General features: G+C 45.5%; 14 protein-coding genes. 9 read left to right on the forward strand and 5 right to left on the reverse strand.

Annotated elements, in window-relative coordinates:
- The first annotated feature begins 2 nt into the window (after positions 1–2).
- The 3 genes from fliH to fliJ are packed head-to-tail and all read left to right on the forward strand — an operon-like array spanning position 3 to position 2,562.
- On the forward strand, positions 3–758 hold the full coding sequence (fliH, locus tag R7O03_RS02935) for a flagellar assembly protein FliH (protein WP_005375050.1): 756 nt from the start codon (positions 3–5) through the stop codon (positions 756–758).
- Positions 751–2,097, forward strand: a complete 1,347-nt coding sequence (fliI, locus tag R7O03_RS02940) for a flagellar protein export ATPase FliI (RefSeq protein WP_137283022.1) — start codon at positions 751–753, stop codon at positions 2,095–2,097. Before fliH ends, fliI begins: the two co-directional genes overlap by 8 nt.
- Positions 2,098–2,121: 24 nt before the next feature.
- The gene (gene fliJ, locus R7O03_RS02945) at positions 2,122–2,562 is read left to right on the forward strand and encodes a flagellar export protein FliJ (RefSeq protein WP_005384016.1); all 441 of its coding nucleotides are present in this window, start codon (positions 2,122–2,124) and stop codon (positions 2,560–2,562) included.
- Positions 2,563–2,578: 16 nt separating this feature from the next.
- On the opposite strand, the gene R7O03_RS02950 is transcribed toward fliJ, so the two are convergent.
- Positions 2,579–3,631 (reverse strand): serine protease, encoded by a 1,053-nt coding sequence (locus R7O03_RS02950; protein ID WP_318131446.1) that lies wholly within the window; start codon positions 3,629–3,631, stop codon positions 2,579–2,581.
- Positions 3,632–3,704: 73 nt separating this feature from the next.
- The gene (locus R7O03_RS02955) at positions 3,705–4,598 is read right to left on the reverse strand and encodes a LysR substrate-binding domain-containing protein (protein WP_033906699.1); all 894 of its coding nucleotides are present in this window, start codon (positions 4,596–4,598) and stop codon (positions 3,705–3,707) included.
- Positions 4,599–4,726: 128 nt separating this feature from the next.
- Between R7O03_RS02955 and R7O03_RS02960 the strand changes: the two genes are divergently transcribed.
- The 6 genes from R7O03_RS02960 (at position 4,727) to R7O03_RS02985 (ending at position 9,751) form a co-directional block, all read left to right on the forward strand.
- Positions 4,727–5,650, forward strand: coding sequence for a DMT family transporter (locus R7O03_RS02960; protein ID WP_025768592.1), 924 nt, complete (start codon positions 4,727–4,729; stop codon positions 5,648–5,650).
- Between the two features lie 99 nt (positions 5,651–5,749).
- A complete protein-coding gene (locus R7O03_RS02965) occupies positions 5,750–6,196 on the forward strand; it encodes an SRPBCC family protein (protein WP_005375065.1) in 447 nt (148 codons plus the stop codon).
- Between the two features lie 83 nt (positions 6,197–6,279).
- Positions 6,280–7,032 (forward strand): phosphatase, encoded by a 753-nt coding sequence (locus R7O03_RS02970; protein ID WP_005375066.1) that lies wholly within the window; start codon positions 6,280–6,282, stop codon positions 7,030–7,032.
- Between the two features lie 156 nt (positions 7,033–7,188).
- Complete coding sequence (locus R7O03_RS02975) at positions 7,189–7,578, forward strand: cytochrome b562 (protein ID WP_021035869.1); 390 nt, start codon at positions 7,189–7,191, stop codon at positions 7,576–7,578.
- A gap of 219 nt (positions 7,579–7,797) precedes the next feature.
- On the forward strand, positions 7,798–8,157 hold the full coding sequence (locus tag R7O03_RS02980; protein WP_080276971.1) for a hypothetical protein: 360 nt from the start codon (positions 7,798–7,800) through the stop codon (positions 8,155–8,157).
- Between the two features lie 154 nt (positions 8,158–8,311).
- On the forward strand, positions 8,312–9,751 hold the full coding sequence (locus tag R7O03_RS02985; RefSeq protein WP_318131448.1) for a PepSY domain-containing protein: 1,440 nt from the start codon (positions 8,312–8,314) through the stop codon (positions 9,749–9,751).
- A gap of 51 nt (positions 9,752–9,802) precedes the next feature.
- Here the strand turns inward: R7O03_RS02985 and R7O03_RS02990 are convergent, their stop codons facing one another.
- The 3 genes from R7O03_RS02990 to R7O03_RS03000 form a co-directional block, all read right to left on the reverse strand.
- A complete protein-coding gene (locus tag R7O03_RS02990; protein WP_054824245.1) occupies positions 9,803–10,186 on the reverse strand; it encodes a VOC family protein in 384 nt (127 codons plus the stop codon).
- Positions 10,187–10,216: 30 nt separating this feature from the next.
- A complete protein-coding gene (locus R7O03_RS02995; protein WP_318131450.1) occupies positions 10,217–11,146 on the reverse strand; it encodes a LysR family transcriptional regulator in 930 nt (309 codons plus the stop codon).
- A 77-nt stretch (positions 11,147–11,223) separates the two neighbouring features.
- Positions 11,224–11,697: a hypothetical protein gene (locus tag R7O03_RS03000; protein WP_132699479.1), complete on the reverse strand. Its 474-nt coding sequence runs from the start codon at positions 11,695–11,697 to the stop codon at positions 11,224–11,226.
- Positions 11,698–12,054: the final 357 nt, after the last annotated feature.

A 12,054-nucleotide genomic window follows, 5' to 3' on the forward strand; every position in this document is an offset into this window, starting at 1 on the left:
TCATGCTAGAGACAAAATCAAGTACTATGCGATTGCCTCCGAGCGGGTATCGTTTACACCGTTTTCCGCCTTTAGCGCAACCTAAGACTATCGAAGACGAATTCGGGCTAGATAACCAAGGCTGGCAAGAACCTCAAATTGATATCCAACAGCAACTTGAAGAAGGTTTTCAACAAGGTTTGCAACAAGGACATGAGGAAGGCTTACGCCAAGGTATCGAACAGGGCAAGCAACAAGGTCTGTTGGAAGGCCAAAAAGAAGGTTTCCAAAAAGGCTTTGTTTCCGGTGAACAGTCTGGAAAGCAAGGCTTTTTGGAGGCGGCGAAGCCTGTCAATGAACTTTTTCACGCCCTTTCTCGTTGGCAAGATGAAAAAGAACAGCAACAACGCCATATGATTTGTGAACTGGTACAAAAGGTAGCTCAGCAAGTGATTCGTGCCGAGCTCACTTTAATGCCTCAGCAGATCCTAGCTTTGGTGGACGAGACATTGTCTGCCATGCCTGGTAAAGCGGAAACAGTAACTGTGCATTTAAATCCGCAAGATTTAGAGCGCATTACTCACATCAATGCTGATTTGCCGCAATCTTGGAAACTGGTCCCTAATACGGAGCTTCCTATTGGTGGCTGTCAGTTAGTGACTGATGACGCAGAAGCGGATGCGAGCTGCGACTCTCGTTTGGAAGCCTGTATGGACAATGTAAAGCAACACCTTTTGGATGAAGTCAGTATTCCACAGGTAGAGTCTGAGCATGAGTAATACCCTAAGCCATGAACTATTAAGTGAGCGTTTGAGCGAAGCCTTGGCTTCGCTCGATTCAATCCCTGTTGCTCGCGTAACAGGGCGATTGATAAAAGTAAACGGCTTAATGTTACAAGCCGTAGGGTGTCGGTTTAAGCTTGAGCAGCGTTGTCTCGTAGAAACCGCGGAAGGCGATATGATCGAAGCGCAAGTTGTGGGCTTTGAACATACCATTGCTTACCTCATGCCTATTCGCCGTTTAGGCGGCCTGTTTGCAGGTGCAAAAGTCATCCCTCTTGATGGTGACAGTACCGTACAGCTAAGCTCTCAGTGGTTAGGACGCGTACTGAATGGTTTAGGTGAGCCGTTAGATGATGGGGCACCGCTTAAGGGGGGAGATCGAGTTTCACTTGAACCAAAACCGATTAACCCACTGAAGCGACGCCCAGTTGATACACCACTCAACGTAGGCGTGCGAGCGATTAATGGACTATTGACGGTAGGCAAAGGCCAACGTATTGGTTTGATGGCTGGCAGTGGCGTCGGTAAAAGTGTGTTAATGGGGATGATCACCAAAAACACGGAGGCCGATGTAATTGTGGTCGGGCTTATCGGTGAGCGAGGCAGAGAAGTACGTGAGTTCATCGAGAGAAACTTAACCCCAGAAGCGCGCAAGAAAGCGATCATTATCGCGGCTCCTGCTGATGAATCCCCGCTAATGAGGTTAAGAGCGACACTACTTTGTCATCGCGTTTCAGAGTATTTCCGAGACCAAGGCAAAGACGTTCTACTTCTGATGGACTCTCTAACCCGATACGCCATGGCACAGCGCGAAATCGCTCTTTCGCTCGGTGAGCCTCCAGCTTCTCGTGGTTATCCGCCTTCTGTCTTCAGCGTGTTACCTCAACTCCTAGAGCGAGCGGGTAACAGTGAAAATCAACATGGTAGCTTAACGGCAATTTACACCGTATTGGCAGAAGGGGACGACCAACAAGATCCTGTCGTGGATTCCGCGCGCGCCATCTTAGATGGGCATGTTGTTTTATCGCGTCAACTAGCTGAGCAAGGGCATTATCCCGCGATAGATATCAACGCGTCTATTAGCCGTTGTATGAATACTTGTACGCAGGACGCACACAGCACGATTGCGAATAACTTCCGTCAAATGTACTCCAACTACCTTCAGGTTAAAGAGTTACTGCCATTAGGGGGTTATCAACCAGGACAAGATCCTGAGTTAGATCAATCAGTTGCTATGTACCCAAACTTGCGTGCATATCTACAACAAGCTGCCAACGAGTCTGTAGATTACCCAACCAGTTTGACCGAGCTTGCGCAGCTTTTTCAAAATGCTTAATCAAATGGGAGTGACAAGGCTGAAATGAAATCCAAGTTAAAAGCCGTAGGCAAGTTACAGCAAATGGAAGAAAAACAGCGTGATCGTGTGGGTCAACAACTTGATGCCATGCGTCAGCGTCACTCCCATCTTTCAATGCAATTGGAACAGTTATCGGCGTTGAAAGGCCACGCTGGACAATCAACCCGAACCGGCCCGACGCTGACGAGCGCGGCTTTGATGAACTTTAATCGTGTTGACCAAATGCTACAAAGAATGCTTCGTCACCACGAGCAAGAGCAAGCCGTTATGCAAGCGGAATGTGCATCTGTACAGAAAACACTAGAACACAAGCACGCACGCGTTCAAGGGTTAGAAAAAGTGCTTGAGCGTTGGCGTACTAAGCAGAACTATGAAAAAGCGAAAAAAGAGCAAAAGATGATTGAAGACATCATTAACTCTCGCGTTAAGCGCAAGATATTATGATGTCTTGTTGACGCAACTAGGAGCGTGAATCATTTCTGCGGTGTCTTAGCCAACCAAACCAGCCTCCAAGCATGATCAACCCTGATCCGAGACCACCGCCGCTGCCGTTATCGTCAAAGCCCGACGTGTTAGTATCTTCTGGTTCAAAGCCGGAATCGCCTTCACTATGATAATCTTCTGTACTTGCTAGGAGGGCGTTATAACGAGTTTTCACTCCCGAACTGGTTTGGGCTTCAATCCACGTTGTATAATTTAGAACCTCAGTAAACACACTCGGAATCGCAGCAGATTCACAAACAGAAGAACCATAGCTAACAATACCGATTTGCTGATACATGCCATTATTGTCTTGATAAGTGAGAGGACCGCCTGAGTCACCGCGGCAGATACCAGTGTAGCTTCGCTCAGGAAATCCATTCGCGCACAAACTTTCCTGAGCATTAAACCCTGTTACCAGCGAAGCGCATTGGGTGTCGGTAAGGGGTTTTACTTCTGCCCAGCGTAAATAGTTTGGCCCGTTTTCATCACTAGTCGAGGTCTGACCTAAACCGAATATCTGATAAACCGTCTTGCTGCTGTAGTCTCCAAAGTCTTGCGGTAAAGTGATGGATTGAACGTTATCGGTAATAGGGCGAGTCAATTCAAGGACAGCGATGTCATTAATCCATAAATCGCTAGGCACATAATCAGGATGAATCACAATAGAGCGAACATCTTTGAATTCTTCAACAAACACGTCATTCATCGTAGGGTTTTTGACTAGCACTCGTAGATCGTTGATTGTCCACCCGTCAGTGAAAACGCTTGGTTCTACGCAGTGAGCCGCAGTTAAAATGAAACGGTCGTTTACAATGGTTCCCCCACAAATATTGGCAAACTGATTAGCGCCAGTTTTATGTAGAATAAGACGTGCAAAAAAAGGAAGTTGGTTTTGGGTCGCCTGCTGCCCTCCAATAATTGCCGTGGAGATCCCTTGTTCTGAAAGGCGGTTATCATTTTCTGCTTCTGCGGTCGCACTCAAAGATACTGCAAAACAGAGTGCGCTTAGCCATATTTGATACTGCTTCATAAACCATCCTTGGATGAAAAGTGCTCCTCTAACTTTATACTAGTTTTTCAGTGAATGTGCTTAACAAAAGTTTCTAATAGTTGAATGATTGTTGTAGCCAAGATCGCAACAGATGAAACGATTCAAGCTTTAGCTTGTGTGGCGGGCATACAAAGTAAAGCTGTTGATGAGGATTAATGACGGGTTCACCCAGCTCGATTAGCTGACCATATTTGATGTCATCCTTCACAAACAAGCGATGAGTGACCAATAACCCCAAACGACGAGTTGTGGCCTGGACGGCTTGTATCGACATGTTAAAAGTGATTGGTTTTTTATTTTTAGGTCGCTGGATACCCGTCGCGTCCAGCCACACGTTCCAGTCATTTTTTCTTCGTTCGTTAGTAACTTCAATGATGGGATACTGCTTTAAGAGTTGAGTGATGTTTGAGTCCTTTGTCTTCGCTATCAATTCAGGACTGCACACCAAAACCAGTTCATCTTCACTGAGCTTTTCGCAGTAGTAATCCTGCCATTCTTCGGGATTTCCATGCACCAAGGCCGCGTCGATACCTTCTTGTTCTAAATTGAATCTGCCAGACAGGTTTGATAAACGAACGTCTAATTGAGGAGCAAACCCTTGTAAATCTGACATTCGAGGAATCCACCAGTGAAGAGCCAATGAATTCACCATATTGAGCGTAACACGTTGCAAATTCTGATCTTGGATGAGTGCTTCCGTTGCATCGACAATTTGCTCTAAAGCGGGTGCCACCTTTCTGTAATACTTCTTACCGTCCGCATTGAGTTGAACTTGTCTGCCTATGCGATCAAACAGAGGCTTGTTGACTTGACTCTCCAGCGATTTAATTGCCTGACTTACGGCTGAGTGGCTTACACTTAATATCTGTGCTGCTTCTGTCATGCTGCCAGACTCAGCTACTGCAACAAATGCGTAGATGGACTTTAAGGGGACTAGTTTCCGCATAATTTAAAAACCGTAGCTGGTGATAGATAAGTTAAACTGTAAGTTTTTCTTACATCAATGGTTAATATTACTCGCTATTTACGATAAGTGATGTCTTTTAAAATGCTCCATATATTAAGGAGTATTGAATGAATGCTGTAAATAAATCTATCCTTTTCATGTTGATGTCTACGTTAAGCTTATCTGTTACTGGACTGTTAGCAAAGCAGTTGTCAGGCGAACTTTCCGTCACACTATTTAGCTTCTTACGTTTTTTGGTGCCTGCGCTTATCTTGCTTATCTTACTTCGTGTGAAAAACCTTACCTTTCCTAAAGCGGGCACGCTAAAGCCTATTTTATTGCGTGCTCTTTGTATCGGTTTGTCACAACTTTGCTTTATCGCGTCATTACAAACGTTAACGCTCGTTGAGGGGGTCGTTTTGTTTGCTACTGGCCCATTATTTATTCCCTTGGTTGAAAAGCTGTTCATGAGGGGGCGCATTCGTGTTTCAACATTGGCGGCTTTAGCAATGGCGTTCACTGGTGTGGTTATGTTGGCGGGCGGTGGAAGTGAGATTACATGGCGAGCGGATTTATTGCTCGGCTTGGCTGGTGGACTCTTCAATTCTGGTTCTCAGCTTACGTTATATAAAGTGAGTAAAACAAATATGTCGCCGCTAGAAATCAACTTTTGGGCGTTTGGTTTTGCTGCCGTATTTCTGTTGCCGCTAACTTTGTTTAACGACTTCGACGTGTTACTTAATATGAGTGTTATGGCGCCTGAGATTTCTTCAAATACGCTGTGGATCGGTATGATGTCTCTGATGATCATTAACACCCAAGTTTTTCGCTCCAAAGCATATAAACTGGCAAGCAGTGGCTCTCAACTTGCGCCACTCATTTTTACTAACTTATTGTTCACTGCGGTTTGGCAGAGCCTGTTTTTTGAAGACCGAATGAGTCAAAGTCAAATTGTTGGGATGAGTTTAATAGTGCTCGCAATCATACTGAACACATGTTGGGTTCGTTTTACGGCGCATCGCAGTGGCGGTTTACAAGCGAGAACTTCTTAGTCTGTCGGAAAATGAAGGGGGCAGGTAGATAAATTGGTCGTGTGGTTTGATTTTTCCTGAGTATGGGCTAGCGTCAAGAAAGGTTCAGGGAGAGAAATCATGCTTACGCTAAATTATTACGTCGAAATTTCGGCGACACCGCAACGAGTGTGGGAAGTGCTAACCGATGTTGAGTTGTATAAACGTTGGGCACAAGCCTTTTCACCGCAGTCTCAATTTGAAGGAGCTTGGGAAGAAGGAGGTGGCATCACTTTTTTTGATCCAGATATGGGCGGAACAAGGGCGATCATAGATACGGTGCTACCGCTTCAAAAACTTGAATTTCATCATGTTGCCATTTTTAATCCGGATAATCGTCAACAACTCGATGCTGACCTAGCATCTAGGTGGATCGGATCGCGAGAGATCTACCAGATCGATACCAACAACGATCGTTTACTACTCAATGTTACCATTCATACTCACAACGACTTTGTTTCCATGTTTAATCACGGATGGGAAAAAGCTTTACCCTTGATAAAAGCCATTAGTGAAGAGCAAGCTTAGGGTTCTTGCTTATCTTGGGCTGACGATGCGTTGCCTGAAGGTATACAATAGCACGCAAGATAGCGCACCTAAGAGAGTGGATGATGGAATTTAAAGTTGATACCCATACACATACGTACGCAAGTGGTCACGCGTACAGTACCTTGATTGAAAATGCAAAGTTGGCAAAAGAGAACGGGCTGGATATGTTCTGCACGACCGATCACGCAGAATCAATGCCGGGTGCGCCTCATTACTGGTTCTTCTCGAACCAGAAAATTCTGCCTCGCTTTCTTGAAGGCGTTGCGATTATTCGTGGCGTTGAATCTAACATTATGAATACCGAAGGCGACATTGATATTCCACTGAGTGTGGACCGCAACTTAGATTGGGTGATCGCGAGTTTTCATGAACCCGTTTTTCGTCCTGCAAACAAGCAAACTCACACGGAAGCACTTGTTAATGTCATTCAGAGTGGTCGTATTGATGCGCTCGGTCATCTTGGTAATCCAAATTTCGACTTTGATTTTCAGACCGTTTTAGCGTGCGCGAAAGAGCACAATGTCGCGATTGAAATTAATAACACCACGCTGAAAGGCAACAGCCGAGTAGGCAGCGTAGACCGTTGCCACGAGATTGCACAAATCGGGAAAGATCTTGGTGTTTTCTTCACCACGGGCAGTGACGCGCATTTCTGTCACGATGTTGGTAATCTGGATTTGGTTGGAGAGTTAATGGACAAAGTGGGTATTGATAGCAAGAAAGTGATTACTCACACCGCTCAGCAGTTTTTGTCTTTCTTAGCTTTGAGAGGCCGTAAACCAATTGCAGAATATGACAGCATTCTCAACGCATAAACTTGATTACATTTAAGGTATGCACCCGACGCCAGATTGCTTTACACTGCGACCCGGAAATACTCAACTAAGCTAGTTTTTCGCCTCTTATGGCGTAGGTTATTTGGGTGAATAAAGCCGACACAGAATTCGGCACTATAAATGGAGAAGTGAAAAATGTTACGTCCTTTAGTCCTAGGGTGTGCGATTGCGTTTGGCTCAACATACGCAATGGCAGAAGCGGTTGATTTAAAACAAAACATGAAACAGATGAAGATGGAATTCAAACAGGCGGCGGAAGCGTCTGATGTTGAAACCATGAAATCTGCGATTGATAGCTTGCAAGCGATTGTTGAACAATCTAAGCGTGGTAATTACCCACCAGAGAAGTTTGATACTTACTTAGAAGGCTTTAACAAGCTGACGGTAACGCTAGATAAGATTGAAGCGGATCTTGATGCGGGCAAGCTACAAGAAGCAAAAGCTCAACTGCGTGAAATCGATAGTCTTCGTGAAGAGTACCACGACAAGCGCAATCCAAGCATTTGGAGCAAGTTGTTCGGCTAATTATCTACTGAGCGGAGCATTTGCTCGTGGCAGTGGGTTACGCGTTATCTCTAAGTAATGAATGAACACATTATCAGCCTGCCATTTCGGCGGGCTTTTTTGCGCCTGTCAATCGATGCATTCAAGAAAACCTGTGAGGTAGCAACCACTTATTGATACTGTTTTTTGAGCTATCACTCAAAATTGGTTACGCTGTGTGAAATTTGTTAAGTCACCGTTATGCGTAGATTAATTCCTTTTTACCGCTCGATGTTATTTGCTAGTGCTCTCAGTTGGGTGCTAGTGACGCTGATGCCTGTTATCAATGCTCATGGTAACAGTATGGGCGTGTGGGCGACGCTATGTACGCTTAACGGATTTGAGTTGGTCCAAATAGAAGAGGGCGACAATTCGGTCAGCCACAAAGGCAAGCCTTGTCCGTTTAGCCACTTCTCGACTTTTCATCACGATACACTTCCAACGACACCGATACTTTCAAGACAGAGCTTGGTGACTTCTGACAGCTACGCTTATTTGGCTCTAAGTGTGCGATTTGAAACACCAGTTCCTAGAGCGCCACCAGTTTCCCTTTTCTCATAACGAAAACAATTACAAGTAAATAAAGCCAACAACACTGCCACTTCGAGCAGTGGTACTCCCAAATCTAAGTCAATTAGCGCCGCATACGAATGTGTATGTGCAGGATGCGTTTGACTGAATTTGGGTGTTCAACAATGAAAAAAGGAAAATACACATGTTGAGAAACTCGGCAAAGCCTCAACTCAAGGAAGCCTCACGCTTAAAATCCATCTACTTTATGACGTGGCGATGGCACTTTTACGCAGGTTTGTTCGTCATTCCATTTATGCTCATGCTTTCCCTCACGGGGTTGGTGATGTTGTTTGATGACGAAATCGAATTGGCTCGATACGAAGCGACATTACAAGTTTCACCACAAGAGCAAATGGTTCCCGTCTCTGTACAATTAGAAACCGTAAAGCAGGCCTATCCCGATTTTAATGTCACTCAATTTGTACCTGCTAAAACGGCCGATATTGCCAACCGCTTCTCGATTCAAAACCAAGAAGGCAGCTCACTGATTGTTGCAGTAAATCCTTATACAGGAGACGTACAAGGCACCATTAATCGTGGTGATAGCATCTATGAACTGATGAACAGCATTCATGGTACGTTGCTCATCGGAGACTTAGGCGACCGTTTAATTGAAATCGCCGCAAGTCTGGGGATTTTGCTGTTGGTGTCTGGTTTGTACCTTTGGTTACCGAGAGACAACGCCAGCCGTGCTGGCTTTTTGAAAATTCGTTTTGGCAGTGGAACTCGTATTTTGATGCGAGATCTGCATGCGAATTTAGGCGGTGTGCTATCAATTGTTCTGTTGTTCTTTTTGATTTCAGGTCTGTCTTGGGCTGGGATATGGGGCGCGAAAATGGTGCAAGCTTGGAATACCTTCCCAACCTATTACACATGGGGTGAGAAACCAGAGTCGACACTGACACACAAAGACCTGAATCATGGTGCATCAGAAGAGATGCCATGGAACTTAGAGCTTGCTGCTGTGCCTGAATCGAAAGACAAACCCGCTCATGATCATGCCAATATGAAGGAAGATATGGCATACGCAGGCAACCATGATGCGCTCTCTATTGATGATATCATCCTCAAGGCTGAAATGATGGGCTTCACTGGCTATAAGCTGTTTTTGCCACGCTCTGAGACGGGCATTTACACCGTTGCAGCTAACTCCATGGGTGGCGATATCTCCGACCCAAGACAAGATCGCACCAGCCACTTTGACCAATATTCCGGTCGCTTGTTGGTGGACGTCACGTGGCAAGATTACAGTTTGTTTGCCAAGTTCATGGCGGCAGGTGTGTCATTGCATCAAGGCGATGTCAGTGTGTTTAACAAAGTGCTCAACGTGGTGTTCTGTTTGGCGTTCATCTTAATCTCAATCACAGGTGTGGTGATGTGGTGGATTCGTAGACCAAGTCGCAGTGCTGCATTGGGTGCGCCACCTAAGTTTCAGCAAGACGGCATTTGGAAACTTGGTTTAGTAACGTTGGTGATATTGTGTCTGGCGTTTCCGATGGGCGGTTTGGCGATTGTTACGGTTCTCGCACTGGATTGGCTGTTGTTCAACCGCGTTGAGAAGCTGAAAACAGCGTTGAATTAGTAACAGACAAAGAATGGAATAGTAAAAGAGCCAGCGACGTGCTGGCTCTTTTTATTTCTGGTAAATCTCCAGTGGCAAGCCATCTGGATCTTGGAAGAAGGTAAATGCTTTGCCTGTGAATTCGTCAATACGAATTGGCTCAACTTCAACGTCATTCGATTCTAGGTAGGCTTTCACCTGTTCAACATCATCAACCAAAAACGCGAGATGTCGCAGCCCTTGTGCTTCAGGAAAGCTCGGTCTCTCTGGTGCGCTCGGAAAGCTAAACAGTTCCACTTGGCTACCGTCAGGTAAAGCGAGGTCAAGCTTGTAGGAGTCTCTGGCTTCACGATAGTTTTCAGCAATGACTTTCAATCCCAACACTTCAGTGTAAAAGCGTTTTGACCTTGGGTAGTCGCTGCAAATGATCGCGACGTGATGAATGGCATTAAACATGGTTAGCCTCTTCAAACATGGCTCGTATCCTCAAGCATGGTTAGTATCGCCGGAGACTAAATGCTCCTTAACGAAGTCGATGAACACGCGCAGACGAGCAGGCATGTATTTGGTTTGCGCATACTGCATCGCGATAGCGCCGTGGTAGTTACTCTTGATCATCCAATCCGGCAATACTTCCACCACTTCCCCTTGCTCTAACGCGTCTTTGATCACGAAGTCATGGAAGATCCCAACTCCCAAGCCAGACTTAACCCCGTTCAAGCGCATTTGAGAGTGGTTGACGGCGTAGCGTCCACTTACTGCAATCGAGTGGAAAGCTTCCTCTTTAAAGAACGACCAGATATTGTCTTTGTCGTTCTCGGCAAGGTAAATACAGTCGTGCTGCTCAAGCTCGGTTGGGTGCTCAGGCATACCGTGTTTGGCTAGGTAATCTGGAGAGGCGCACAAAACAAGATTGGTCTTGCTGATCTCTTTGAGGACCAGATTCTCATCGGGTTTGTCGGTGAGCTTAAATGCGACATCAATTCCTTGGCGGAAAAGATCGATCTCACCATCTGCTGCACGCAGCTTAAGCTGAATATTTGGATAACGTTCTAGGAATGGCAACACAAACGGTTGAAGCACCGAATTAAGAAATGCTTCAGGGGCTGCTACTGTGAGTGCGCCTGTTGGCTCAGCATGATCTTCCGCAGATAGCTCAACGGCTTGCTGCGCGGCATTCACCATTGCGATGCTTTGGTCGTAAACCTTTTGCCCAGCTTGAGTGATGATCAACTTACGAGTCGTGCGCTCAAACAGTTTGACCGAGAGGGCTTGTTCCAACCGTGTGATCAACTTACTTAAAGCCGATGGCGTTACGCCGAGTTGTTTAGCAGCAGCGGTAAAACTGCCTTCGTTTACCACCAAGATAAACGAAGCAAGATCAGGAAGTAGGGCTATGAGTTTTGGATTAACCATAATTGTTCAGTTCTGCGCAGCGGAATAACGATATTGTCTGGTACGGTTTCACGAGGTTCAAGTGTCACCGTCTCGCTTTAACGATATTTTGCCAAAAATGCATTGAGTGCAGGCAAGCCAGATTCACCAGTATGGTATTGCTGCCAACAGTGATAAATGGCCGTTTCATGGTCTGCAATTAACTCGATAGCTTCTCGCTCAGCGATTGAATATTGTTGTGAAGCGTTCACTTCTTCATGCCACTCTCGATACTTAACCTCATAAGGCTCCACCCACTTCAAAAGAGTCGCCACCAACTCTTGCCATGGTAAACCAATCCACTTGGTTGCATCTGCCAAGCCTTTATCCAACATCTCTTGGTGTCGACTTTCGATATCCATGCCATTTGTCAGCAGTACAGGTTTGAGCTTTTCAGCGGTGAGTTCTTCCACTTCAATCAAGGTCTGCCACAGCGTTTGTTGTTCACTTTGGGCGTAATGGCTCAAGTAGTGGTTGAAAAAAGCGATGCCGTAGATTTCGCCATAGTAGGCAGACAGAACGTTATGAATCATGGTGAGAATCGTGATTTAAACAGAGAATACCGCATTGTAGGAGGGGAAAGCGCGAAGTGTAAATACCAAAATATACTCAAGTGACTTCAAGATACATGGTTCAGAGCGTTGTCACTGATTCCCTATTTATCGAAAGCAAGCAAGGAAAACAACGAAGCGTAATAGCGAGCTCTTTCCAAGTTGTTTGACGAAGAAATTGCTTCAGTGGCACGCTCCCGAAGGGCGAGTTGCCTTGGTTCGCATGCTTCGTTAACAATTTTCGATTTAGAACCACTAGATTTTCAAATTGTTGCCTCGCCTTCAAACCAAGTCATCCTCGCTGAACCAAGCATCTCGAGGTTACTTGAGTATAAATAA

The organism is Vibrio sp. Vb2960 (genome assembly GCF_033337665.1).
Lineage (GTDB): Bacteria > Pseudomonadota > Gammaproteobacteria > Enterobacterales > Vibrionaceae > Vibrio > Vibrio alginolyticus.

Bases quoted from the DNA above. Each gene is read 5' to 3' on its own strand.
- fliH (WP_005375050.1), top strand. From the start codon at position 3: ATGCTAGAGACAAAATCAAGTACTATGCGATTGCCTCCGAGCGGGTAT.
- fliI (WP_137283022.1), top strand. From the start codon at position 751: ATGAGTAATACCCTAAGCCATGAACTATTAAGTGAGCGTTTGAGCGAA.
- fliJ (WP_005384016.1), top strand. From the start codon at position 2,122: ATGAAATCCAAGTTAAAAGCCGTAGGCAAGTTACAGCAAATGGAAGAA.
- R7O03_RS02950 (WP_318131446.1), bottom strand. From the start codon at position 3,631: ATGAAGCAGTATCAAATATGGCTAAGCGCACTCTGTTTTGCAGTATCT.
- R7O03_RS02955 (WP_033906699.1), bottom strand. From the start codon at position 4,598: ATGCGGAAACTAGTCCCCTTAAAGTCCATCTACGCATTTGTTGCAGTA.
- R7O03_RS02960 (WP_025768592.1), top strand. From the start codon at position 4,727: ATGAATGCTGTAAATAAATCTATCCTTTTCATGTTGATGTCTACGTTA.
- R7O03_RS02965 (WP_005375065.1), top strand. From the start codon at position 5,750: ATGCTTACGCTAAATTATTACGTCGAAATTTCGGCGACACCGCAACGA.
- R7O03_RS02970 (WP_005375066.1), top strand. From the start codon at position 6,280: ATGGAATTTAAAGTTGATACCCATACACATACGTACGCAAGTGGTCAC.
- R7O03_RS02975 (WP_021035869.1), top strand. From the start codon at position 7,189: ATGTTACGTCCTTTAGTCCTAGGGTGTGCGATTGCGTTTGGCTCAACA.
- R7O03_RS02980 (WP_080276971.1), top strand. From the start codon at position 7,798: ATGCGTAGATTAATTCCTTTTTACCGCTCGATGTTATTTGCTAGTGCT.
- R7O03_RS02985 (WP_318131448.1), top strand. From the start codon at position 8,312: ATGTTGAGAAACTCGGCAAAGCCTCAACTCAAGGAAGCCTCACGCTTA.
- R7O03_RS02990 (WP_054824245.1), bottom strand. From the start codon at position 10,186: ATGTTTAATGCCATTCATCACGTCGCGATCATTTGCAGCGACTACCCA.
- R7O03_RS02995 (WP_318131450.1), bottom strand. From the start codon at position 11,146: ATGGTTAATCCAAAACTCATAGCCCTACTTCCTGATCTTGCTTCGTTT.
- R7O03_RS03000 (WP_132699479.1), bottom strand. From the start codon at position 11,697: ATGATTCATAACGTTCTGTCTGCCTACTATGGCGAAATCTACGGCATC.